This is a genomic window from Stenotrophomonas sp. 2619, from assembly GCF_040548725.1.
In the GTDB taxonomy this organism is placed as follows: domain Bacteria; phylum Pseudomonadota; class Gammaproteobacteria; order Xanthomonadales; family Xanthomonadaceae; genus Stenotrophomonas; species Stenotrophomonas maltophilia_AP.
Genome location: NZ_JBEPSF010000010.1, coordinates 38,816 through 62,377 on the forward strand (window position 1 = coordinate 38,816; position 23,562 = coordinate 62,377).

Genomic DNA, 23,562 nt, shown 5'->3' on the forward strand with positions numbered 1-23,562 from the left:
GCGGGTCGGGTAGGCGTCAAGGCACGCTTCTGCTTGACCCGCATGGGGGCGATAAGTTTTCCTTGTCATGGGCTGAAGGGAAAGCAGCCGGGCAGAGCCCGGCGCTTACGTACACAGATGTTTCATTGCCCATGGCGCGCATTTTCAGCCGGCCGCGACTGCCGCAGCCTGTGGGCCTATCAAGGTCATCTTCGAGCGTCGCGCCTGCTTCAACGCGGTCCACGCCAACAGCACCGCGATGGGATGCAGGAAAGCCATCAGCACGAAGGCGCGATCGAAGTTGCCGTCGGCCACCAGGTGCCCCACCACCTGCGCCGACACCATGCCGCCCAGCGCGCTGCCACAGCCGACCAGGCCGGCGACCGAGGCGATGTAGCGCGAGGGGAACAGATCCACGGTCATCGTGGTCAGGTTGATCTGGTAGGTGAGGTGGGCGAAGGTCACCACGCAGGCCAGCGCCAGCAGCAGCGCGATCGGGGGATGCATCGCCACGAACAGCCCGACCGGTGCCAGGCACGCCGCGCCCACCATGGTGGTCAGGCGCGCACGCACCGGGGGCATGCCGCGCTTCACCAGCCGGCCGGAAATCAGCCCGCCGCCCACGCTGCCGATATCAGCGGCCACGTACACGATCCACGCCACCGACGCGATCATCGCCAGGCTCATCCCGCGTGCGTCGCCCAGGTATTTGGGGAACCAGAACAGATAGAAGTACCAGACCGGGTCAGCGACCGCGCGCGACGCCACCAGTGCCCACACAGTGCGGTCGCGCGCCAACCTCCCCCACACGCCTTTCATCGAGGTGGGCGGCGCAACCGGCACCGGCGGTTCCAGACCCGGCGTCGCGCTGGCCTCGGCTGCAGCGGCAGCCTCGGCCAGCGGTGTCCCGGCCGGCACCCGCCCCTTACGCGGATAGGCCCACCACCACGCCAGCATCCACAGCAGTCCGGCCACGCCGGTGATCCAGAACGCACTGCGCCAGCCGTAGGTCAGCGCGATGCCGCCAATCAGCGGCGGCGCCAGCGTGGCGCCGATCATTGCGCCGGCCGTGTACAGCCCCAGTGCCAGGCCGCGCTGCGGCGCGGGAAACTGTTCGGACACCACCTTGGTGCCCACCGTGTAGTTGCCCGGCTCGCCCAGGCCCAGCGCGAAACGGGCCGCGCCCAGCTCTACCGCACTGCGCACGAAACCGGTGGCGATATTGGCCAGCGACCACCAGCCCACGAACAGCAGCAGGGCCACGCGCGCGCCAAGCCAATCGGTGACCCGCCCCGCCAGGACATAGGCGGCCGCGTAGGCAAACAGGAACACCTGCACCACGCGTGCATATTCCAGGTCGGTCATCTTCAGATCGGCCTGGATGGTGGTCGCCAGGATCGACAGCGCCTGCCGGTCCAGGTAGTTGATGACGGTCGAGAAGAACAGCAGCGCCAGCAGCACCCACTTGGTTTTCCCGGTCCCGCTCACGCGCCTGCACGCTTGGACATCGCTGATGCCTCCCCATCGGAAGGCTGCAACGTATTGCTATTGTAGCAACATGTCAAACCGCACTGCGGCAATGACTCAGCCGATTTCCGCCGCCGCCGCGCGCAGCGCCGCCACCAGTTCCTCGGTGGCCGCTTCCGGAATCCAGCCGGACATCGCGATGCCGGCGTGGACGGGATCGCCCATCGCGATAGCGACGATGTGGTGGTCGCGTTCGTCGGCCACATGCACGCGCGCGTGACCCTGCGCACGGGTCGTGGCCAGGGTGGCCAGCAGCTGCTCGATGCCGTCGGGGAACATCGGAATCGGCCGGTCGGCATACAGTTCGCGCACGTCCTCGTCGCCCAACTGGGCCAGCAGTGCGATGCCGATGCCGCTGGTAGTGGCGGGCAACAGCCCGATACGGCCCAGCCCGCGTGCCGCTTCGATGCCCGGCGGGGCATGGAACAGATAGCTCACGCTGTCGTTCCAGAGCACCCCCAGCGCCACCGTGTGGCCGAAACGGCGCAGGTGTTCCAGCACCGGCAGCGCGCGCCGGATCAACCCGGAGGCAAACAGACTCTGCGCGGCCAGCACGTGCATGCCCGGGCCGGCGGTGTACTTGCGGTCGGCGGTCTGCCGCGCGATGCCGAGGTAGGCCAGGGTCTTGAGCAGCCGGTTGACCCGGGTGGGGTTGGCGTCCAGCTGCCGGGCCAGTTCACGGCAGCCGACCGGTTCGGGGGAAGAGGCCAGCGCCTGCAGCGTGGCGATGCCGTCGATCAGGCTCTGGTTGGGCTGTGCATTGGGCTTGGTTCGCATCGGGAAAGCGTACTTCCCCCCCGCAGGTAATGCCACCAATAGCAACACGCCAGACCGGAGCGGCGCCCATTCACGGCATCTTGCAGGCCGGCTGCGCAAGCAGCCATTCGCGCGCCGCCGCGGCCGCGTCCTGCCCTGCGCCCACCGTGACGTCGGGCTGCAGGGGGGTGCCATCGCCGACACCGTTGCGGTCGGCCATCACGTTACTGGTCAACACCAACAGGCTCCCATCGGGCAAACGGGGTGTGGCGTTGCCGGTGGAATAGCCGGCAGTCGGCTGACCGAAGCTGCGTGAGGCCGCACGGCCACGGAAGGCCAGCGCCGATGCCTCGCCGGAACTGGCGGTGCGCGGCCCAAACAGGACCGCCACCGGTGCGCCGGGGTGGCGCAGCGCATACTGCGTGTTGCGCGATCCCACCATACCCTTGCCGTCCAACCAGACCGCACCCTCGCGATACGCCCACGGCTGCTGTTTGTCCGCGCGAAGGGACATGCCGACCGGATCACTACCCTTGGCATCGCCCAGCAACGGGCCCAGGCCCAGCAACATGGGCCACATGTTGCCGCCACTGTTGCCGCGCAGGTCGACCACCCAGCCACAGCGGTTGCCATCATCCTGCTCCCGGATGCGCGCCTGCAGCGCGATGGCTGCCTGCTTGCGGGCCTGGTACTGCACATCCTCGGGTTGGGTCATGTCATCCACGTAGGGCCCCACCTTGATCCACCCCAGCCGCGCTGTCGGTCCGCCGCTGGCGTCATCGGTCTGCGTGGGCGCAGCCCCCATCGCCGCCTGCGTGGCCGGCGCGCGCTTGGACTGCGCGCTTAATTCGTTGGCCGACGTCCACCGCCCGTGCCCGCCGCTGCTGCGCTGGATCACATCGTCCAGCACCCGTCGCGTCTGCGCCGGGTCGCGTGCGGCCGCCAGCTCCGCGCGGGCCTTGGGCCAATCCACGCGGTCGCGATACAGCGACTGTTGCTGCAGCAGGTCCAGGATCCGCGCCTGCGCCTCGGCGCTGGGTACGTCCTGTGCGTTTGCAGCGCCACTTGCCGCTGCCAACGCCACCATCAACAACCCGCAACGTCCTGCGATCATCGTGCTACATCCGTGTAGTGAAGAGGCTGCAGCTTACCGCTGCACGCGACAGTCGGAACAGTGCGCCGTTCGCACAACCAGCGATGCCTCACGTCACAACGCGCCCGGCAGCGCCGGTCGTGCCCGGCGTGCCCGGCGTGCCGCCGCAGATCCTCGCCGGCTGCCGCCCTACCAGTCCAGCCGCAACCCGATGTTGCCCTCGATCACCTTGCGCTCCTTCTGCGCACTGCTTTCCAGGTCGCGCGTGTAATCGGCCACCGCAAACGCACTGACGGTGCTGTTGAAGCGCGCAACCACGCCCACGCCCACTTCCAGCGCACGTGAATCCTGCTGGTTGAGGATGCGGTTGCTGTCGAAATCGATGCGGTCTTCGCCGTCCAGGGTCTGCCAGTAATTGAGCTTGATGTACGGCTGCCAGCCGTTGCCGGCGATGTCGTAGTCGGCAGCCAGGCGCAGGCCGACGCGCCCCGTCCAGGCGTTGTCGCTGTTGAAGCGCACTGCCGACACCGCGTCGCCGGCATCGTCGATCGAGGTGCGCTGCCAGATCACCTGCAGCTGTGGCTCCAGCCACCACGCACTTTGCCCGAACCGCAGCAGCGGCTTGCCCACTTCCACCGAGGCGGTGGTGCCATCGCCGCGCACGTCGATGCCCAGGCCGCGCGAGGAGGTGGCGTCGCCGTCGTAGCGGCTCTGCATCACCACCGCGTCCAGGTAGCCGCCGGCACTGCCAGCGCGTGTCCAGTACACACCCACGTGCTTGTCGTCCAGCCGGGTGCGGCCCACCGCCACGTTTTCCCAGCCGATCGCAAATCCGCTCACGTTGCCCTGCGCGCGGGTGCGGCCGACAAACACGCCGAACTGATCGCGGTGCTCGTCTGCCGCGTTGGCATACAGGTCCAGGCCGGCCTGGATGCCCTGGATGTCGCCGTCGAAGCCGGGCTGCGCGTCCCCGTCCCACTGCTGTTCGTGGCTCTGCCCCACCAGCCGTGCCCAGGCCGCGCGCACGCCGCCCTGCCCGGCCAGCAGCCGCTGCTCGCCCTGGCGTTCGTGGAAGGTGCCCAGGCTGGCCAGGCTGGTCTCGCGCAGCAGCGGCGGCACCACCGAGTACAGACCGGTCTCGAAGCGGTACAGCGGAATGATGTCGCCCTGCGCGGGACGCGCACCCGGCGTGGGTGGCACCGCCAGCGGCCCCGGCACCGCCGCCACCTCGGTGGGCACCGGTGGCGGGGTATCGATGCTGGGCGGCGCAACGTCGGCCGGGTCGGCCGGCTCCGGCGGCGGCGCCGGCTCCGGCGCGGCCGGGTTTGGATCATCCGGCGGATTCACGTCCGGCGGCGGCGGCGGTGCGGGCGGCAGGTCGACCGGCGGCGTGCCGGTACTGTCCGGCGGTGGCGGAGGCGGCGGGGTGCCGCCGCCCGGCGGCGGTGCGGGCGCCGGGGTCACGCTGGCCACCAGGGTCGAGCGCAGGTACCAGTTTTCGGCGGTGCCGCCACTGACCCCGCCCTTGAACAGGAAATACTCGTAGGCACCGGCAGCGACCGGGTTGTACAGCGCGAACGCGGTGGGCGCGGTGGTGGCGCCGTTGATCGCCTGCACCACCAGGATGCCGTCGGCCACGGTGGAAGCACCGGCACCGCCCGCGTTGAGGATGCCCACGCCGGTGGTGCCGCTGGCGCTGCCGGTGGAGATCACCAGCTTGTCCGACAGCGAACTGTCGTCGCCCAGCACGGTGTTGAGATACAGCGCGCCGCCGTTGCCGACGTAGTTGCCGACCACGGTGAAGGTGTCGCCCGCGCCGCCGCCATTGCTCAGGTCGATGCGGCCGGCATTGGTGAGCGTGGCCAGCTGCCCGGCCACGAACGGGGCAACCCCGCCGTTGCCGCCACCGCCGAACACCGCACTGGTGGCATCGATATCCAGGCGACCGGTGCCGCTAACGCTGTCGCCCAGCACCAGGGTGCCGTCGAAGGTCAGCTGGGTATCGTCGCGCAGCGCCACCTGTTCCCAGTTGGCAAAGCGCGCCACGCCGCCGGTCTTGACGTTGTCGAAGCCGAGCACGTCATTGCCCAGCCCACCGTCGAACACCGGCAGCGCGCCCAGGTGGGCGGTATTGAGGTTGGTGAGCTGCGCGAGGTCATCACCTTCGCCGAAATCGATGGCGCCGTGCACCACGCCGCCGCCGTTCCAGGTCAGGCTGTCATTGCCGAAGCTCAGGCGGATTTCGCCACGCACGGTGCCGCCGGTGATGGTGACCGCATCGTCGCCACCGCTGACGCTGATGTTGCCGCCGATGTACCCGTCCGACAGCACGATGGTGTCGCGGCCGAAACCGGTGACCAGGTTGCCATCGATGGTGCCGCCGGACATCAGGAAAGTGTTGTCGTCCAGCTTCATGTTGACCCGGCCGATGCGGCCGCCGGTCATCTCGGCGTAGTCGCCATCATCGAACGCGCCGACGATGCGCCCGCCGGTCATGCGGAAGCGGTCCAGTGCGTCGCCCTGCAGCAGTGCACCGATGCTGCCGCCGGTCATCAGGAAGGTGTCGATGCCCGAGCCCTGCTGCACCGTGCCGGTGACGCTGCCGCCGCTGATCTCCAGGCTGTCCTCGCCATCGCCCTGGTCGACGCTGTCGATCACGCCGTCGCGGATCACCAGTGCGTCGTTGCCCGCGCCCTGCAGCACGCCGCCCTGGATGCTGCCGCCGAGCATGTCGATGCGGTCGTTGCCGGCACCGGACACGACGCCGCCGGTACTGCCGGCAATCGTGCCGCGATTCACCAGGTAAGTGGCCCCGTTGAGCTGCAGCGCACGGCCCGCGGCGGCGATGATGCTGCCGGTGTTGTTGATGACATGCCCGCTGCCGGCCTGCACGGTGATCGCGTTGCCGCTGGCGATACCGAGCTGCGCGTTGGCCAGCACGTTGATGGTGGTGTTGGAGGCGCCGCCGGCGGTGACAATCGCCACCGGATCCGGATTGGGCGCTGTGCTCGAGCAGGTCACCGTCTGGCCCTGCCCGGGCGTGGGGTTGTCGCACCCCGCCCAGGCCGACGCGGCACCGGCCAGCAGGACCGTGCCCAGTGCACCCCCGCAGCCCCGGCGCAACCACTGCGAAATACGAACGGCCAGCACCGTGGGTGACGGCGAGGCGGGCATGGGGCGCATACACCTTTCCTGTTCGACAAGAGGGGGTAAGGCAACGGCCCCAGTGCTTCTACGCAGACCGGCGTCGGTACTTTTACCGCTCCACCGTGATGGTCGGGTAAACGATGGGCCGCCCGCGCTAGATTTTCAGGTAGATGCGGCGGCTGTCCAACACCCACACCACGCCCCACCACACGGCCACGAACCCCAGCGCGCACAGCAGCGAGGCCAGCGCGGGTGCAGTCGGTAGCAGCCCCGAAACGGCCTGGTACAGCCACCCCCACGCGCCGCTGGCGATCAGCAGCAGGGCCATCGCCGACGAGCCGAGGTAGGCGGCAATCGCGTTGACACCGAAGCGTCGGCCCAGCGCCGGGGCACCCCAGCGGTCAACCAGCAGATGCGCCAGCAGCAGTGCCGCCACCGACATCCCGCCCGTCCACAGCACGAAACTGGGGGTCCACAGCTGCTTGTTGAGGGGCAGCCACAGCGCGGCCACGCCGCCCAGGAGCAGGCAGGCCGTTGCCAGCACTGCCAGCCCACCCACCTGCCCTGCCCGCAGCCACGCACCCGCACGCAGGCCCAGCAGCGTGCTGGCCAGAGCGCCCAGGCTGCTCAGCAGCCCTTCGGGGTCGTGGCCAAGCCCGGTCAGCGGGTCGTACTTGTAGAGGAACGGCGCGAACAGCGCGGTATCCAGGCGGCTGGCCGGGTTGACCCACGGTGCCAGCGAACCGGCCCCCAGCAGGATCAGCGTGTACGCAAGCAGCAGTCCAGCCAGCACCGCCCATTGCGTGCGGGCGCGCGTCTGGATGGCCAGCAGCCCGACCACCGCCACGCACAGCGCGATGCGCTGCAGCACGCCCCACAGCCGGTAGGCCGGCAGGTCCAGCAGCCACCACGCCAGCAGGTGCAGCAGGGCGCCGGCCACTGCGATGCGCAGCGCACGCTGCAGCAGGCCACTGCGCAAGGCCGGGCGCAGCGCCGGCTCGCCTGCGCGCGGCGACAGGCTGAAGGCCATCGACACGCCGGCAATGAACAGGAACAGCGGGAAGATCAGGTCGGTGGGCGTGAAGCCATGCCAGTCCGCGTGCAGCAGCGGCGCGTACACATGCCCCCAGTCACCGGGGTTGTTGACCAGCAGCATCGCCGCCACGGTGAGCCCGCGCAGCGCATCGATCGAGCCCATGCGCGGCGATGCCGGCGCGGTCATGCGTCTTCGCGCTCGCCGGCAATCCAGGTGGCGCGCACCTGCAGCGCGTCGTCGAGCAGCACCAGGTCGGCCTGGTAGCCCTCGGCGATCTCGCCCAGGCGATCGTCCAGGTTGAGGAACTGCGCCGGGTAACGCGAGGCCATGCGGGCGGCCTCATCCAGCGGCAGGCCGAGCAGGTGCACCGCGTTGCGCACCGCCGTGGCCATGTCCAGGGCCGAGCCCGCCAACGAGCCGGCGGCATTGCGCACCACGCCATCCACGGCCGTGATCACTTCGCCATACAGTTCGTAGCTGGGACTGTCGGCGCCCACCGGCGGCATCGCGTCGGTCACCAGCATCACCTTGCCGCGCGGCTTGGCCGCCAGCGCCACGCGCAGGCTGGCCGGGTGCACGTGCACGCCGTCGGCGATGATGCCGATCCAGCTGTCGCGGTCTTCCAGCGCCGCGCCCACCGCACCCGGCTCGCGCCCGGTCAGCGGCGACATCGCGTTGTACAGATGCGTGAAGCCGCGGATCCCGGCATCCAGCCCGGCGCGTGCTTCTTCGTAGCTGGCCGCGGTATGCCCGGCGGCCACGATCACGCCGCGTTCGACCAGCGCGCGGATGCTGTCCAGCGGCACCCGTTCAGGGGCCAGGGTCAGCAGGGTGACGCCATTGTCGAGCGATGCCGCCATCGCGATCTCGTCGGCGTCGGGCACGCGGAACTTGTTGGCGTCGTGGGTGCCCTTGCGTGCCGGCGCGATGTACGGGCCTTCCAGGTGGATGCCGAGCACGCCGGGCACGCCCTGTGCGATGGCCGCGCGGGTGGCGTCGATCGCGCGGCGCATCACCTGCACGTCGTCGCTGATCAGCGTGGGCAGCAGGCCGGTGGTGCCGAAGCGGCGGTGCGCGGCGGCCAGCGTGCGCAGGCTGTCCACGTCCGGCGTGTTGTTGAACAGCACGCCACCGCCGCCGTTGACCTGCGCGTCGATGAAGCCCGGCAGCAGCCAGCCGCCGCCCAGGTCCACCTGTTCGTCGGCGCTGCCCAGCTGCGGGGCCGCATCGGAGATCAGTGCGGTGATGCGGCCGTCTTCGATCACCACCGCCAGGTCGTCGCGGAACTCGTCGCCGGCCAGAATGCGCGCGTTGCGCAGAACAGTTTTCATCAGACGGTTTCCGTCACCTTGTTCAGATGCGGCGGCAGGTCCGGGTTGTGTCCGCGGCGCAGCGCCAGCGCGTTGATCGCACGGTAGAACGCCTGCACGGTGAGCAGCGGTGCGCAGGCCGGATGCGGCGCAACCGGCAGCGGCAGGTCGCCGTCGACATCGGCCAGCCACACCTGCGCATCGCGCGCGCCGAACTCCTGCAGTACCGCGCGGGTGCCCGCACCGGTTTCATCGGGCTGGGCAAACGCCAGCACCGGGAAGCCCGGCCCCACCAGCGCCATCGGGCCATGCTTCACTTCGGCCGAGCTGTAGGCTTCGGCATGCAGGCCGCAGGTTTCCTTGAACTTCAGCGCGGCTTCCTGGGCCGCGCCCAGGCCCAGGCCGCGGCCGAGCACGAACAGGTTGTGCGCCGGCACCAGGCCATCGGTCAGCGCGGACCAGTCGCTGTTCCAGGCCTGGCGCAGCGCATCGGGCAGCGCGCGCAGCGCGGCGATCAGCGCCGCGTCCTGGCTCCAGTAGGCCACCAGCTGCAGGATGGCCGACAGCGAGGCCAGGTAGCTCTTGGTGGCCGCCACGCTGCGCTCGGCACCGGCACCGAGCGGAATCACGGTTTCGGCCAGCTGCGCCAGCGGCGAATCCTCCACGTTCACCAGCGCCACCACGCGCGCACCGGCCGCACGTGCGGCTTCGGCGTTGCGCAGCAGGTCCGGGCTCTTGCCCGACTGCGAAATGACGATGTACAGCGCGCCACGCAGCTTCAGCGGCGCTTCGTAGACCGAGCCCACCGACGGCGAGGCCGAGGCGGTGACCAGGCCCAGCCGGGTTTCCAGCAGGTACTTGGCGTAGGTGGCGGCGTGGTCCGAGCTGCCCCGCGCGCAGGTCACCACGAACGGCGGCGGCGCCGCGCGCAGGCTGGCAGCCAGCGTTTCCACCGCCGCCTGGTTGCGCGCGAACTGCGCGGCAATCACGTCGGCGGCTTCGGCGGCTTCGCGGTACATCAGGGTGTCGTGGGGAGCAGGCAGGGACATGGGAACTCAGGTGGTTTCAGGAGTAGGAGGGCGCGCGCCGGTCGGGCGCATCGGCGCGGTGGAACCGCGCACCACCAGCTGCGGCACGAAGCCCTGGTTCTGCAGCTGCAGCGGTGCGTCGTCGTAGGCATCGCTGCGCAGCTGCGCGATCAGCAGCCGTGCCGCATGCCGGGCGATGTCTTCAGTGGCCTGCTTGGCGGTGGTCAGCGGCGGCCAGGACTGGCGCGAGAACGGGCTGTCCTCGAAGCCGGCGATGGACAGGTCGTAGGGCACGTTCATGCCGGCCGACTTGGCCGCGGCCAGCACGCCGGCGGCGATTTCATCGTTGGAGCCGAAGATCGCGGTGGGCGGTTCGCGCAGCGCCAGCAGCCGGCGTGCGCCGCGGAAGCCGTCGTCGAAGGTGTAGTCGCCCTGCACCACCAGGTGCTTGTCGATGCTCATGCCGTAATCGCGCAGCGCCGCTTCGTAGCCGGCATAGCGTTCGCCGCTGGACCGGTGCGAGGTGCCGCCCCACAGGAAGCCGATGCGCTGGTGGCCCAGCTGGATCAGGTGTTCGGTGATTTCATAGGCCGCTTCGCGGTCATCGACGAACACACACGCGCCATCTTCGGGGTCGGCGGTGGCGGCGATGATGCGCACCAGCTTGATGCCGCGCGCGGTCAAGGCCGCCACCAGGTCGCGGCGTTCGGACATCGGCGCGGTGAGGACCAGCCCGGCCAGGCGCGAACGCTGCACCCAGTCGGCCAGTTCTTCGGCCAGCATCGGCGAACTGGAATCGCAGGGATGGATCTGCAGCCCGAAGCCGGTTTCGCGGCAGGCCGCCAGCACCCCGTTCTGCACGCCGATGATGTGGTACGGATTGGGGTTGTCGTAGACCAGTCCGACCACCAGCGTGGTGCCGGTGCGCAGGTTGCGCGCGGCGGGATCGGGTTCGTAATCCAGCTCGGCGATCGCGCGCAGTACGCGCGCGCGGGTGGCCTGCATCACCGACGGTTCGTTGTTGATGACGCGCGATACCGTCTTCAGCGACACCTTGGCCCGCTCAGCCACATCCTTGATGGTCGCTCTGCGCATGCTTTTTTCCTGCCGCTCCGGTTGGACGTCCATGATCGCCGATCACTGACCGTCGCGGGGCAGCCCGGCCCGATGGCCGCGCACCGAATAGAACAGGATGTACAGGTAGCACGGCACCATCAGCCCGGCGAACACCCACTGGAAGTCGAAGTGCTGCTTGAGCACGGCAAATGCCTGCGGAATGATCGCCCCACCGGCGATGGCCATCACCAGCAGCGCCGAGCCGGTTTCGGTGAACCGGCCCAGGCCGCGGATGGCCAGCGGGAAGATCGCCGGCCACATCATGGCGTTGGCAAAGCCGAGCGCGGCCACGAAGCCCACCGACACGTAGCCGTGGCTGAGCAGCGCGCCGATGCAGAACACCACGCCCAGGCTGGCCGACAGGCTCAGGTAGCGCGACTGCGACACCACGTGCGGGATCAGCGCCAGCCCGGCCAGGTAGCCGACCAGCATCGCGCCCAGGGTGATCGAGGTGAACATCTTGGTCTGGTCCAGCGGCAGGTCGAAGCCGTGCCCGTAGGTACCGATCGCATCGCCGGCCATCACTTCCACGCCCACGTACACGAACAGGCACAGCACGCCCAGCCACAGGTGCGGGAACTGGAAGATGCTGGTGCGTTCGGCGGTGCCGGGCGCGCGCGCCGGGGTGGCGTTGGCTTCGGCCGTCTTCAGCTCCGGCAGCGGCGAGAACAGCACGCCCACGGCCAGCACTACCAGCAGTCCGGCCATGGCCATGTACGGCATCTGGATCTTGGCCGCGAAGGTATCGAGCAGCACCGTCTTGGTGGCGGCATCGGCCACCTTCACCTGCGCGTCCAGGTCACCGATGCCATGCAGCACCAGCGTACCGATCAGCACCGGGGCCAGCATGCCGGCGATCTTGTTGCAGATGCCCATCAGCGCGATGCGCCGGGCGGCGGTCTCGATCGGGCCCAGGATGCTGATGTACGGGTTCACCGCGGTCTGCAGCAGGGCCAGCCCGCTGCCGATGATGAACAGGCCGCTGAGCGCGCCCGGGTACCAGCGCTGTTGGGCGAAGTGGGCAAACACCACCGCGCCGGCCGCCATCACCAGCAGGCTCAGGCTCAGGCCCTTCTTCATGCCGGTGCGTTTGAGGATCCACGAGGCCGGCAGCGCCAGGAAGAAATAGGACAGGTAGAACACCATCAGCACCAGGAAGGCGCCGACCTCGTCCAGCTCGAAGGCCAGTTTGACGAAGGTGATCAGCGGCCCGTTGAGCCAGGTGAAGAAACCGATCAGGAAGAACAGCACGCCGATGATCAGGATCGACGTAAGCACGCTCGAACGCGCGGAGGCAGCAGGCACGGCAGACATCAAGAAAGCTCCTGCATCGGCGGGCCACGGGGGCGTGCCGGAAGAGTGACTGGGAACAACGTTGTCACATTTATTCGTCGCCGCTGCCGGGTTTGTCAACAAGCGGTTTTCATCACGGTGCCGATCCACGCCGTGCTGCACCTGCGCAGATCGCACGCCCCGCCACGCTTGACGGTCCCCGGCCCCGCTATTTCAGGCACGTTGCAAAAACATGGCGGGCAATGGATGAAAACGTTTTCTGATGACACTGCCCGTTGCGGCGCAACATCGAAAGTCTGAGGTTATCGTTGACATCGTTGTCAGAACGATTACAGACTCCGCCTCAATCGCCGGGTCGGACCGGCCCTGCACAATCCAAGGGAGCCCGTGTGACCGCAGCCGCCCACTCTGTACCGGCCCATGCCCTGCCCGCCGCGGTGCCGCCGTTCCTGGCCGCCGATGTGGGTGGCACGCATGTCCGGGTGGCCAGGGTGCAGGCCAGCGCCCAGCCGGACCATCCGGTGCAGGTGCTGGAATACCGCAAGTTCCGCAATGCCGATTACCCCGGCCTGAGCGCGATCCTGGCCGAGTTCCTGGGTACCGGCGAGCGCCCGGCGCACTGCGTGGTGGCCACCGCCGGCGTGGCCCGGCTGGACGGCACCGTGATCAGCGCCAACCTGCCGTGGCCGTTGTCGGCGCGCCGGATCGAACAGGACGTGGGCCTGGACCAGGTCTACATCGTCAACGACTTCGAAGCGGTGGCTTACGCCGCCGCGCAGGTGGACGCCAGCGGCGTGCTGCAGCTGACCGGCCCGACCAGCGCCCCGCGTGGCCCGACCCTGGTGGTCGGCCCGGGTACCGGCCTGGGGGCGGCCGTGTGGATTCCCACCGCGCACGGTGCGGTGGTGCTGGCTACCGAAGCCGGCCAGCCCACCCTGGCCACCACCACCGAACTGGAAATGGCGATCGTGCGCCAGATGCAGCGCGAGCATGCGCATGTATCGGTCGAGCACGCCTTGTCCGGCCCGGGCCTGATGAATCTGTATCGCGCCCTGTGCGCCCTCAACGGCCAGGCAACCGCGCTGGCCACGCCCGATGCGATCACCGCCGCGGCCATGGCCAACCAGGACCCGCTCGCACGCGAGAGCCTGGATGTGTTCTGCGGCCTGCTCGGCAGCACCATCGGCGACATGGCCCTGCAGTACGGCATCACCGGCGGGGTCTACCTGGCCGGCGGCATCCTGCCGCAGATCCGCGAATTCCTGTTGAACAGCAGTTTCGTGCGCCGGTACCTCAACAAGGGCCCGATGCGCGAGGCGCTGGAACGCATTCCCGTGAAGGTGGTCGAGCACGGGCAGCTGGGCGTCATCGGCGCCGCCAGCTGGTACCTCGGCCATAGGGACGACCCGCGCGTCTGACGGCGCGGCGGGGACGCACGAAAAGGCAGTACGTGGCACCCAGGCGCACCCCGGCAAAGGGCGCGCGGCAAAGTCGTACCAGACGCAAGAAGACACGCCGTCGCCGGCGAACCATCGGATTGATGAGGAGAGACATCATGAACCACCGCAAGAGTCTGCTTTCGGCAGCCATTTTCAGCTGTCTGGTGTTCGGCGCGCAGGCGCAGGAAACCGCTACCCCGACCGACCTGGACACGGTCAGCGTCGTGGGCATCCGCGCCAGCCTGGAAAAGTCGCTGGACACCAAGCGCAACAACGTGACCATTTCCGAGGCGATCACCGCCGAGGACATCGGCAAGTTCCCCAGCACCAACGTGGCCGAAGCGCTGTCGCAGCTGCCGGGCATTTCGCTGGATCGTCGCTTCGGCCAGGGTGAGCGCGTCAGCATCGACGGCACCGATCCCAGCCTGAACCTCTCGTTCCTGGATGGCCACCCGGTCGCGCAGGCGATCTGGTTGTATGGCGAACAGCCCAACCGTGGCTTCGACTACACGCTGCTGTCGCCGCTGATCCTGGGCCGCATGGAAGTGATCAAGTCCTCCGAAGCGCGCCTGACCGAAGGCAGCCTGGGCGGCACCATCCTGATGCACACCCGCCAGCCGCTGGACATGCGCGCCAATGAAGTGGCCGCGTCGGTGGGTTACAGCTACAGCGACCAGGCCAGCGAAGGCAAGCCGAACGCTTCGGCGATCTACAGCTGGAAGAACGACGAAGAAACCTTCGGCATCAACGTGGCCGCGCAGCACTATGAAGAGCGCGTGGACCGCCAGGGCATCGAAGTGTTCGGCTACGCCAAGGCGTCCACGTTCACCAATGCACCGGGCGTGGATCCCAACGCCGACGTGCCCAACTCGGTCAACGCCGCATGGTTCCAGCAGGACCGCAAGCGCGACAGCGCCGTGGTCAACCTGCAGTTCAAGCCGACCGACGAACTCGAGTTCAACCTGAGCGGTCTGTACATCAAGGAAAACTTCGACAACTACAACCAGTCGATGTACTCCTTCCTGACCTGGAACCCCGGCACCGTGGGTGCGGTCAACCAGCTCGGCGACGTGCGCAACGGCGTGGTCAACAGCGGCCATTCCAACGCCAGCGCCACCGCCAACAGCGGCACGGTGATCTACGACAACAACGTCCGCGAATCCGAAGTGACCACCAAGGGCCTGGACCTGCGCGGCGCGTGGAAGGGCGAAAGCTGGGGCATCAGTGGCCAGGCCGGCCAGAGCAAGTCCGAGAACAAGGACCTGGCCCAGTACTTCATCGAACCGTTCTACAACGGCGGCTTCAGCTGGAACCTGGACAAGGGCATCACCTTCGACAACCCCGATGCGGCGCGCAACCCGGCCAACTGGGGTTCGGCCGGCGGCTGGTTCGGCAACAACGGCATCTTCTCCACGCAGAGCAAGGACACCTACGCACAGCTGGACTTCAACGTGCAGTTCGACAGCATCTTCAACCAGCTGCAGTTCGGCGCGCGCCACGGCAAGCATGAAGAAAGCTTCGACCTGAATGTCTATGGCGGCGTGCGCCCGGGCACCCTGGCCGACGTCGGCACCATCGGCCTGACCGACATCCAGGGCTTCAGCGATGGCCAGGGCCGCCATGTCCAGGCCGGGCGCAACAACGTGCTGAGCTGGGTCAAGGGCAGCCCGCTGGATTACGCCAACCCCGATCCGGCCAGCTACCTCAACAACACCTGGGCGCTGGAGCAGACCAACAACGCCGCATACGCGCAGCTGAACTTCTCCAACGGCCCGGTCCGCGGCAACATCGGCGTGCGCTATGTCGATTCCAAGACCGACGGCAGCGGCTTCGTCTACGGTGGCACCCCCACCCTGACCGACCTGGACAGCAAGTGGCAGACCCAGACCAAGAAGGAAGACTTCCTGCTGCCCTCGGTCAACCTGGTCTACGACACCGCCAATGACTGGGTGTTCCGCTTCGGCGCCAGCAAGGTCATCGCCTGGGCCCCGTACAACCAGATGGTGAACAACACGTTCCTCAACGACACCACGCTCAACGGCAGCGGCGGCAACGCCGACCTGTCTCCGTACGAGTCGTGGAACTACAATCTGTCGGCCGAGTACTACTTCGCCCCGCAGTCGGTGGTGGCCTGGTCGCTGTTCTACAAGAAGATCGACAACTACATCGACAGCAGCGCGGTCATCGAGCGCCAGTACAACTCGATCCGCGACACCTCGCCGGCCACCTGGGCCAACGTGGTGGGCACCAACGGCTGCACCGCCGACGGCTACTGCGACTACAGCATCCAGCGTCCGCGCAATGCCGGCAGCGGCCACGTGAAGGGCTTCAACCTCAGCTTCCAGCAGCCCTTCGGCGAAAGCGGGTTCGGCCTGACCGCCAACTACACCTACGCCAATGGCGAGAACAACTCCGGCGACCCGCTGCCGTACCAGTCGCGCAACTCGGTCGCGTTCAGCCCGTACTACGAGAAGGGCCCGATCAACGCACGCCTGACCTACAACTGGCGTGACAGCTACCTGGCCGGCGGCTACGTCGCAGGCTCGGCCCCGGCCAGCGTGGACGATTACGCCGAACTGGGCGCCAGCTTCGGGTACACCTTCAACGACAACTGGTCGCTGACCCTGGATGCACAGAACCTGCTGAACGAAGAGTATTTCCAGTACCTTGGCGACAAGGACCACCTGGCCTCGCGCTACAAGAGCGGCCGCCGCTACATGGCCACGGTGCACTTCAAGTTCTGATCACCGCCGTACCCTGCTGAACGCCTGATCGACGGGCCCGGACCTCCGGGCCCGTTTTTACAGGTGGAACCCGATTCGCTACAAAGGAATGACCCGATGCACACCCGCACCCGTCGTACCTCGCTGTCGCTGCTGTCTTTCGCACTGGCCCTGTCCCTGGCACCGCTCGCGCACGCCACCGATGCACAGGCGCCTGATGGTCCGCGCGCCCGGCCCGGCGCACTGCCGCTGATCCCCGCACCGGCCCATGTGGAACGCCTCGAGGGCGCGCCCTTCAAGGTAGCCGCCAGCACCCCGGTGTGGGCGCGCGGCGAAGCAGCCACGCGCGTGGCCGGCCAGTTCAGCACGCTGTTGCGCAGCAGTGGCGGCCCCACCCTGCAGGTCAGGAACGGGAACGGGAACGGCAAGAACGGCGTCAACTTCGTGCTGGACACCGCGCTGAAGACCGGTGCCGAGGGCTACCAGCTGCGCTCCAACGGCGATGGCGTAACCGTTGCCGCGGCCACCGAAGCGGGCCTGTTCTACGGTGCGGCGACGTTGTCGCAACTGTTCACCAGCACCGCCGACGGCAGCCTGCCGGCACTGCGTATCGACGATGCCCCACGTTTCAGCTGGCGCGGCCTGATGCTCGATTCGGCCCGCCACTTCCAGAGCCTGGACGAGATCAAGCGCGTGCTCGACGCGATGGCCGAACAGAAGCTCAATACCTTCCATTGGCATCTCACCGATGACCAGGGCTGGCGCATGGAGATCAAGCGCTACCCGAAGCTGACCGCGGTGGGCAGCTGCCGCATCCCGGCCGGCGATGGTGGCCGCGATCCTGCCACCGGTGCCGAGCGCCCGTACTGCGGGTTCTACACCCAGGACCAGATCCGCGAAGTGATCGCCTATGCCGCCGCGCGCCATATCCAGGTGATCCCCGAGATCGACGTGCCCGGCCACGCCACCGCGGCGATCGCGGCGTATCCCGAACTGGGCACGCTGGATACGCCGCTGAAGCCGCTCAGCGAATGGGGCGTGTTCCCGAACCTGTTCAATACCGAAGAAACCACGTTCACCTTCCTGGAAAACGTGCTGGAAGAAGTGATTGCGTTGTTCCCGGCCAAGTACGTGCACGTGGGTGGCGACGAGGCGGTCAAGGACCAGTGGGAAGCCTCGCCACGCGTACAGGCGCGCATGCGCGAGGTGGGCGCGACCAATGAAATGGAAATGCAGAGCCACCTGATCAAGCGCCTGGAGAAGTACCTGGAGCAGCACGACCGGCGCCTGATCGGCTGGGACGAAATTCTCGAAGGCGGCCTGCCGCCGGAAGCCACGGTGATGTCGTGGCGCGGCACCGAAGGCGGCCTGAAGGCGGCCAGCGAAGGCCACGACGTGGTGATGTCGCCGGTCACCGACATGTACATGGACTACCTGCAGACCACCTCGGACAACGAACCGCCGGGGCGCCCGCTGGTCACCTCGCTGGCACGCGTCTACGGTTTCGAGCCGGTGCCCGATGCGCTGGCCAAGGACAAGCAGCAACACATCCTGGGCCTGCAGGCCAACATGTTCACCGAACACACGCGCACCTACGCGCGCCTGCAGCACAACCTGTTCCCGCGCCTGGCGGCCGTGGCCGAAACCGGCTGGTCGCCGCGCGAACGCCGCGACTACGCCGACTTCCTGGCACGCCTGCCCACCCAGCTGCAGCGCTGGCAGGCAATGGGCATCGCGTATGCACAGACGCCATTCCAGGTGGAGCAGGACAGCCGCGACGACCGCAAGGCCGGCACCGCGACGCTGGCACTGAGCACGCCGCTGGGCTACGAGATCCACTACAGCGTGGATGGCAGCCCGGTCACCGCGCAGTCGCCGCGCTACACCGCGCCGCTGACCCAGCCGCTGCCGATCACGCTGCAGGCGGCCACGTTCTTCAACGGCAAGGCCCTGGCCAACGCCGCCAGCCGCTTCGACATCACCGCCACCTCGCTGCTCACCCGCAACGATCAGCAGCTGGCGATGTGTCCGGGCGAAGGCAAGCTGCTGCTGCGGCTGGAAGACGACGGCCCGGCCGACGGCGAGCGCGCCATCTTCAACGTCAACATCTTCAACCCGTGCTGGTTGTGGCAGCAGGCCAACGTGGACGGCATCGCCAGGCTGCGCGTGCGTGCCGGGCAGATCCCGTATTACTTCCAGCTGGCCCACGACGAACCGGCGCGGACATTCAGCCCGGCGCGCAGCGCGCATGGCGAAATGGACGTGCTCAACGGCACCTGCGACGGCAAGCCGCTGGTCAGCGTGCCGCTGCCGGCCGCGCCGGGCGCCGATGGCTTCATCACGCTGGACGCCGCGCTGCCGCGGTCGCTGAAAGGCACCCAGGACCTGTGCGTGCGCTTCACCGGTGACACCCGCCCGACCATGTGGGTGGTGGATGAGGTGACGTTGCAGCCGCGTTGATCCGGGCGCGTACCCACCACGGTGGGTACCTACCCGTGAACCCCAACCCGGCGCCGGTAGTGCCGGCCGCTGGCCGGCAACCAGGCGATGGTGGGTTCATCCGGTAGTGCCGGCCGCTGGCCGGCAACCAATCGATGGTGGGTTCATCCGGTAGTGCCGGCCGCTGGCCGGCAACCAGGCGATGGTGGGTTCATCCGGTAGTGCCGGCCGCTGGCCGGCAACCAGGCGATGGTGGGTTCATTCGGTAATGCCGGCCGCTGGCCGGCAACCAGGCGATGGTGGGTTCATCCGGTAGTGCCGGCCGCTGGCCGGCAACCAGGCGATGGTGGGTTCATTCGGTAGTGCCGGCCGCTGGCCGGCAACCAGGCGATCGTGGGTTCATCCGGTAGTGCCGGCCGCTGGCCGGCAACCAGGCGATGGTGGGTTCATGAGGAGCCGGCCAGCGGCCGGCACTACCGACCGTGGCCTGCGCGCGCTGGATGTTCTCGACCTGCTGCTTTGATCGCGCGGGTCGGGAGGCAGGGCGACAGCAATGTCACACGAGTGACGACCAACGGTCGTCACCGCCGTTCACCCGCGCAAACGCATCAACAGGTCGCGCAACGGGGTGAAGGCGAGGCACAGGCCGGCGATGACGCCGATGCTGTTGGCCAGCACGTCCATCGGGTCGGCCATGCGGGTGGCGGTCAGGGCGCCCTGGGCGAACTCGATGCCGATGCCCATACCGACCAGGCCCACGCCCGCCCACACCAGCGCGGCGCGCGTGCGGTAGATCTGCACCGCCGAGCCGGCCAGCAGGAAGTAGGCCAGGAAATGCTCCACCTTGTCGCTGTTGTCCGGCAGCGCCATCGGCGGCAACCGGACCAGGCACACGGCAATGGTGGCGACGATGGCCAACCACCACAGCGCCAGCCAGAACCGCGGCCAGCGCAGCGGCTTCAACATCCCTGTCGTGGTCATCTCAGAGCCGCCAGGTGAGATCGCCCAGCGTGAAGGCAGGCTCGAAATCGACGTCACGCTGGAAGCCCATCACCTGGAAGCGCTCGCCCATGGCGGTGGGCAGGGTGAGTTTCTTGACCTGGTCGCGCAGGCGCACCTTGCCGAATTCATCGGTCCGCGCATCGGCCTTGGCCAACAACGCATCCAGGCCATTGCCCAGCAGGAAGTTGGCCTGCGTGCAGTACCCGGCCAGTTCGAAGCCCGCACCGGTGCCGGCTTCGGCCAACGCGGTGAAATCCACCGAGGCGGTCAGGTCCTGCAGGCCCGGCCAGCGGTACAGGTCGTTGTGCACCTGGTGGCGGTAGAACGCGCGCACCGTGCCGTCGTCGCGCTCGTCCTGGTAGTACTCGCCGCGCGGGTAGCCGTAGTCGACGAACAGCATCGCGCCGCGCTGCATGCCGCCGGCCACGGCCTGGATCCAGTACGGCAGCTGCGGCAGCAGTTCGGACCGGTAGCCATCGGCGAACGGCTTCTCGCGGTAATGCTCGATATGCCGCACCGCCGCGCTCAGCATGGCGTCGGCCGGCTGCGCGCCACGCATGAAGGCACCGTCGGCATCCAGCTCCACGGTTTCCTCGAAGACCATGCCGTCACGGGCCAGGAAGCGCGGGGTGGGCAGCGCGTCGATCACCTCGTTGGCGAACACCATGCCGTCCCAGTCGTCATCGAACGGACCGTCCAGCCATTCCACCAGCGCGAACAGCGGCGGTACCAGCGTCTTTTCCAGACGCTCGCGCTGACGCTCGCGCAGGTCCGCGCTGGGCTCCAGGATCGCGTAGCGGTCGGGCAGCGCGTCCAGCTCGAGCATGCGCTTGAGCAGTACCTCGGCAAACGCGCCGCTGCCGCCGCCGAGCTCCATGAAACGCGCCTGCGGCCCCAACTGCTGCATCACCGGCGCGATCGCGTTGGCCAGGGTGGCGGCGAACAACGGGCCCAGTTCGGGCGCCGTGGTGAAGTCGCCGGATTGGCCGAACTTGCTGGCACCGGCGCTGTAGTACCCCAGCCCTGGGGTGTACAGGCTCAGCTCCATGAACCGGGCGAACGGCATGGCGCCGCCATTGGCCAGGATTTCAGCGCGCAGTGCCGCGGCCAGCTGATCGCTGTGGGCCAGGGCGTCGGTATCGGGGGTCGGCAGTGGGGAATGCATGGTGCAGGCGATTGCGGTGACAATGCACAGCATAGCCGAGCAGGGAGTTACCCCCGATGACCGATTCCGCCCCCGTCGTGCTGATCACGGGCAGCGCACGCCGGATCGGCGCAGCGATCGCCCGCCAGTTCCATGCCTGCGGCTGGTCGGTGGTGCTGCACGCGCATACCTCCACCGCCGAACTGCAGCAGATGGCCTTCGACCTGGACATGCTGCGCCCGGGCAGCGTGCTGGCGCTGCAGGCCGACCTGCGCGACGCCGACGCCCTGCCCGACCTGGTCGAGCAGACCGTGGCCCAGTTCGGGCGGCTGGACGCGCTGGTCAACAACGCCTCCAACTTCTACCCCACGCTGCTGGGCCAGATTACCGCCGAACACTGGGATGACCTGTTCGCGGTCAACGCGCGGGCCCCGCTGCTGCTGGCCCAGGCCGCCGCTCCGCAGCTGCGCCGGCACCAGGGCTGCATCGTCAACCTGACCGACCTGCACGGCACCCAGCCAATGCGTGACCACCCGGTCTACAGCGCGGCCAAGGCGGCGCTGGAAATGGTGACCCGTTCACTGGCGCTGGAACTGGCCCCCAAGGTGCGGGTGAACGCGGTGGCGCCCGGCGCGATCCTGTGGCCCGAGCAGGGCAAGGACGATTACGCCCAGCAGGCCCTGTTGCTGCGCACGCCGCTGGCACGTACCGGCACCGTGGAAGAGATCGCCGAGGCGGTGTACTGGCTGGTGACCGACGCACCGTTCATCACCGGGCATACCCTGCGCGTGGATGGCGGGCGCACGTTGTCGTAACGGCTTGGCCGCACCCCCGCGCCCCGCTCGACGGTAGTGCCGGCCGCTGGCCGGCTCTGCATGGAACCTGCATCGCGGGGTTGCCGGCCAGCGGCCGGCACTACCGGGTGCGGTAGGCATCGCGGGTTGCCGGCCAGCGGCCGGCACTACCGGGTGCGGTTGGCATCGCGGGCTTGCCGGCCAGCGGCCGGCACTACCGGGTGCGGTTGGCATCGCGGGGTTGCCGGCCAGCGGCCGGCACTACCGGGTGCGGTGGGCATCGCGGGCTTGCCGGCCAGCGGCCGGCACTACCGGGTGCGGTGGGCATCGCGAGTTGCCGGCCAGCGGCCGGCACTACCGGGTGCGGTGGGCATCGCGGGTTGCCCGCAGCTGCCGGTATCACCGGTCCACTGCTTACCCCTGCAACAGGTCCATCGTCTCGAACGTCTCGCCATGCTGGCGGTGCGCGCGCCACAGCGTGGCCAGGTCCAGCCCGCTGACCGGGTCGATGAAGGTCGGTGCGATGTCGGCCAGCGGCTTCAGCACGAAGGCGTGTTTGAGCTCCGGGCGCGGAATGCGCAGGTGGCCGGGGCCTTCCACGATCAGGTCGCCGTAGAACACCACGTCCAGGTCCAAGGTGCGGTCGGAGAAGCGCGGGCCGCTGCGGTCGCGGCCGTGCGCGTCTTCCAGCGCATGCAGCCAGGCATCCAGCGCGTCGAGCGGCAGGTCGGTCTCGATGGCTACCGCATTGTTGAGGAAATCCGGGCCGTCAAACCCGACGGCGGCGGTGCGGTAGGCCGGGGAGACCGCAATGGCGCCGAAGCGCGCGCGCAGGGCCTCCACCGCGGCGTGAAGGTGCTGTTGCGGCTGCAGGTTGCTGCCCAGGCTCAGGAGCACAGTGGTCATGGTATTCAGCATGCGTGGGGCGAATCCACACCGGGCCAACAGGGCCAGCGCATAGAATCGGGGTGCACATCATAGGACACCGACATGACCTATTGCGTCGGCATCGAGGTGGACGAAGGCCTGGTCTTCGCCGCCGACACCCGTACCAACGCGTCGCTGGACGACGTGCGGGTGCATCGCAAGCTGCACGAATTCGAGTTCCCGGGCCAGGCCGCCTTCGTGATCATGGCCGCCGGCAACCTGGCCACCACCCAGCTGCTGATCTCGCGGCTGCGGCGTGATGTGGAGGAACAGCGCGCGGAGAACCTGCGCGCCTACCGGCACCTGTTCGAGGTGGCCGAGTACGTGGGCCGCATCCTGGTCGACAGCCAGGTCAAATCCAGCACCCCCGAGCACGGCCACGACGGCGTCAACACGCAGGCCACGCTGATCCTGGGCGGCCAGGTGGGCGGCGAGCAGCCGGGCATGTACATGATCTACCCGCTGGGCAACGCCATCGCCGCCTCGCCGGAAACCCCGTTCCTGCAGATCGGCGAATCCAAGTACGGCAAGCCGATCCTGGACCGCATCATCCGCCCGCAGACGCGGCTGGAAGACGCGGCGCGCACGGCGATCGTGTCGCTGGATTCCACCATCCGCTCCAACCTGTCGGTCGGCCTGCCGGTGGACCTGGTGCTGATCCGCACGGGCGATCTGCGCATCAGCCAGCGCATGCGTCTGGCGGGCGATTCGCCGCTGTACGCCGAAATCCACGGAAGTTGGTCGCACAAGCTGGAACAGGCCGTGGCCAGCCTGCCGGGGTTTCCGTGGGAAGCGGGATGACCGCGCCC

Annotated in this window: 17 protein-coding genes; 5 read left to right on the forward strand and 12 right to left on the reverse strand. The window is 68.3% G+C overall.

The genetic code is table 11. The annotated features are described in order from the left end of the window. Positions 1 to 144: 144 nt before the first annotated feature. From ABIA71_RS11455 to ABIA71_RS11495, 9 genes are all read right to left on the reverse strand, one after another. Positions 145 to 1,467, reverse strand: coding sequence for an MFS transporter (locus ABIA71_RS11455; RefSeq protein ID WP_354285301.1), 1,323 nt, complete (start codon positions 1,465 to 1,467; stop codon positions 145 to 147). A gap of 96 nt (positions 1,468 to 1,563) precedes the next feature. Next, the gene (locus ABIA71_RS11460; protein ID WP_354285302.1) at positions 1,564 to 2,283 is read right to left on the reverse strand and encodes an IclR family transcriptional regulator; all 720 of its coding nucleotides are present in this window, start codon (positions 2,281 to 2,283) and stop codon (positions 1,564 to 1,566) included. 70 nt (positions 2,284 to 2,353) lie between these two features. Next, positions 2,354 to 3,376, reverse strand: coding sequence for a S41 family peptidase (locus ABIA71_RS11465; protein WP_354285303.1), 1,023 nt, complete (start codon positions 3,374 to 3,376; stop codon positions 2,354 to 2,356). Positions 3,377 to 3,544: 168 nt separating this feature from the next. Then, positions 3,545 to 6,538 carry an autotransporter family protein gene (locus ABIA71_RS11470; RefSeq protein WP_354285304.1) on the reverse strand — a complete coding sequence of 998 codons (2,994 nt, stop codon included), beginning with the start codon at positions 6,536 to 6,538 and terminating at the stop codon, positions 3,545 to 3,547. A 118-nt stretch (positions 6,539 to 6,656) separates the two neighbouring features. Then, complete coding sequence (locus tag ABIA71_RS11475; RefSeq protein ID WP_354285305.1) at positions 6,657 to 7,724, reverse strand: acyltransferase family protein; 1,068 nt, start codon at positions 7,722 to 7,724, stop codon at positions 6,657 to 6,659. Then, positions 7,721 to 8,869, reverse strand: a complete 1,149-nt coding sequence (nagA, locus tag ABIA71_RS11480) for an N-acetylglucosamine-6-phosphate deacetylase (protein ID WP_354285306.1) — start codon at positions 8,867 to 8,869, stop codon at positions 7,721 to 7,723. Before nagA ends, ABIA71_RS11475 begins: the two co-directional genes overlap by 4 nt. Next, positions 8,869 to 9,897: an SIS domain-containing protein gene (locus ABIA71_RS11485; protein WP_354285307.1), complete on the reverse strand. Its 1,029-nt coding sequence runs from the start codon at positions 9,895 to 9,897 to the stop codon at positions 8,869 to 8,871. The genes nagA and ABIA71_RS11485 overlap by 1 nt, the downstream gene beginning before the upstream one ends. A 6-nt stretch (positions 9,898 to 9,903) precedes the next feature. Beyond that, entirely contained in the window at positions 9,904 to 10,971 is a 1,068-nt protein-coding gene (locus tag ABIA71_RS11490; RefSeq protein WP_354285308.1) for a LacI family DNA-binding transcriptional regulator, read from the reverse strand. 42 nt (positions 10,972 to 11,013) lie between these two features. Beyond that, complete coding sequence (locus tag ABIA71_RS11495; RefSeq protein ID WP_354285309.1) at positions 11,014 to 12,306, reverse strand: sugar MFS transporter; 1,293 nt, start codon at positions 12,304 to 12,306, stop codon at positions 11,014 to 11,016. A gap of 368 nt (positions 12,307 to 12,674) precedes the next feature. Here ABIA71_RS11495 and ABIA71_RS11500 point away from each other — a divergent pair, with 368 nt between their 5' ends. The 3 genes from ABIA71_RS11500 to ABIA71_RS11510 all read left to right on the forward strand — a co-directional run bounded on the left by ABIA71_RS11500 (position 12,675) and on the right by ABIA71_RS11510 (position 18,907). After that, complete coding sequence (locus tag ABIA71_RS11500) at positions 12,675 to 13,703, forward strand: glucokinase family protein (protein WP_354285310.1); 1,029 nt, start codon at positions 12,675 to 12,677, stop codon at positions 13,701 to 13,703. A gap of 137 nt (positions 13,704 to 13,840) precedes the next feature. Continuing rightward, positions 13,841 to 16,468 (forward strand): TonB-dependent receptor, encoded by a 2,628-nt coding sequence (locus ABIA71_RS11505; RefSeq protein ID WP_354285311.1) that lies wholly within the window; start codon positions 13,841 to 13,843, stop codon positions 16,466 to 16,468. Between the two features lie 96 nt (positions 16,469 to 16,564). Then, a complete protein-coding gene (locus ABIA71_RS11510; RefSeq protein ID WP_354285312.1) occupies positions 16,565 to 18,907 on the forward strand; it encodes a family 20 glycosylhydrolase in 2,343 nt (780 codons plus the stop codon). A 570-nt stretch (positions 18,908 to 19,477) separates the two neighbouring features. Here the strand turns inward: ABIA71_RS11510 and ABIA71_RS11515 are convergent. Further along, positions 19,478 to 19,867, reverse strand: coding sequence for a VanZ family protein (locus ABIA71_RS11515; RefSeq protein ID WP_354285313.1), 390 nt, complete (start codon positions 19,865 to 19,867; stop codon positions 19,478 to 19,480). 1 nt (position 19,868) lies between these two features. After that, complete coding sequence (locus tag ABIA71_RS11520) at positions 19,869 to 21,053, reverse strand: class I SAM-dependent methyltransferase (RefSeq protein ID WP_038691815.1); 1,185 nt, start codon at positions 21,051 to 21,053, stop codon at positions 19,869 to 19,871. 56 nt (positions 21,054 to 21,109) lie between these two features. Here ABIA71_RS11520 and ABIA71_RS11525 point away from each other — a divergent pair, with 56 nt between their 5' ends. After that, the gene (locus tag ABIA71_RS11525; RefSeq protein WP_354285314.1) at positions 21,110 to 21,847 is read left to right on the forward strand and encodes a pteridine reductase; all 738 of its coding nucleotides are present in this window, start codon (positions 21,110 to 21,112) and stop codon (positions 21,845 to 21,847) included. 393 nt (positions 21,848 to 22,240) lie between these two features. Here the strand turns inward: ABIA71_RS11525 and folK are convergent, their stop codons facing one another. Next, complete coding sequence (gene folK, locus ABIA71_RS11530; protein ID WP_354285315.1) at positions 22,241 to 22,732, reverse strand: 2-amino-4-hydroxy-6-hydroxymethyldihydropteridine diphosphokinase; 492 nt, start codon at positions 22,730 to 22,732, stop codon at positions 22,241 to 22,243. Positions 22,733 to 22,816: 84 nt separating this feature from the next. Here folK and ABIA71_RS11535 point away from each other — a divergent pair, with 84 nt between their 5' ends. Next, positions 22,817 to 23,554: a proteasome-type protease gene (locus ABIA71_RS11535; protein ID WP_128098003.1), complete on the forward strand. Its 738-nt coding sequence runs from the start codon at positions 22,817 to 22,819 to the stop codon at positions 23,552 to 23,554. Positions 23,555 to 23,562: the final 8 nt, after the last annotated feature.

What these genes read in the sequence shown, in the direction of transcription:
- ABIA71_RS11460 (WP_354285302.1), bottom strand. Translation starts at nt 2,283, where the DNA reads ATGCGAACCAAGCCCAATGCACAGCCCAACCAGAGCCTGATCGACGGC.
- ABIA71_RS11465 (WP_354285303.1), bottom strand. Translation starts at nt 3,376, where the DNA reads ATGATCGCAGGACGTTGCGGGTTGTTGATGGTGGCGTTGGCAGCGGCA.
- ABIA71_RS11470 (WP_354285304.1), bottom strand. Translation starts at nt 6,538, where the DNA reads ATGCGCCCCATGCCCGCCTCGCCGTCACCCACGGTGCTGGCCGTTCGT.
- ABIA71_RS11475 (WP_354285305.1), bottom strand. Translation starts at nt 7,724, where the DNA reads ATGACCGCGCCGGCATCGCCGCGCATGGGCTCGATCGATGCGCTGCGC.
- nagA (WP_354285306.1), bottom strand. Translation starts at nt 8,869, where the DNA reads ATGAAAACTGTTCTGCGCAACGCGCGCATTCTGGCCGGCGACGAGTTC.
- ABIA71_RS11485 (WP_354285307.1), bottom strand. Translation starts at nt 9,897, where the DNA reads ATGTCCCTGCCTGCTCCCCACGACACCCTGATGTACCGCGAAGCCGCC.
- ABIA71_RS11490 (WP_354285308.1), bottom strand. Translation starts at nt 10,971, where the DNA reads ATGCGCAGAGCGACCATCAAGGATGTGGCTGAGCGGGCCAAGGTGTCG.
- ABIA71_RS11495 (WP_354285309.1), bottom strand. Translation starts at nt 12,306, where the DNA reads ATGTCTGCCGTGCCTGCTGCCTCCGCGCGTTCGAGCGTGCTTACGTCG.
- ABIA71_RS11505 (WP_354285311.1), top strand. Translation starts at nt 13,841, where the DNA reads ATGAACCACCGCAAGAGTCTGCTTTCGGCAGCCATTTTCAGCTGTCTG.
- ABIA71_RS11510 (WP_354285312.1), top strand. Translation starts at nt 16,565, where the DNA reads ATGCACACCCGCACCCGTCGTACCTCGCTGTCGCTGCTGTCTTTCGCA.
- ABIA71_RS11515 (WP_354285313.1), bottom strand. Translation starts at nt 19,867, where the DNA reads ATGACCACGACAGGGATGTTGAAGCCGCTGCGCTGGCCGCGGTTCTGG.
- ABIA71_RS11520 (WP_038691815.1), bottom strand. Translation starts at nt 21,053, where the DNA reads ATGCATTCCCCACTGCCGACCCCCGATACCGACGCCCTGGCCCACAGC.
- ABIA71_RS11525 (WP_354285314.1), top strand. Translation starts at nt 21,110, where the DNA reads ATGACCGATTCCGCCCCCGTCGTGCTGATCACGGGCAGCGCACGCCGG.
- folK (WP_354285315.1), bottom strand. Translation starts at nt 22,732, where the DNA reads ATGACCACTGTGCTCCTGAGCCTGGGCAGCAACCTGCAGCCGCAACAG.
- ABIA71_RS11535 (WP_128098003.1), top strand. Translation starts at nt 22,817, where the DNA reads ATGACCTATTGCGTCGGCATCGAGGTGGACGAAGGCCTGGTCTTCGCC.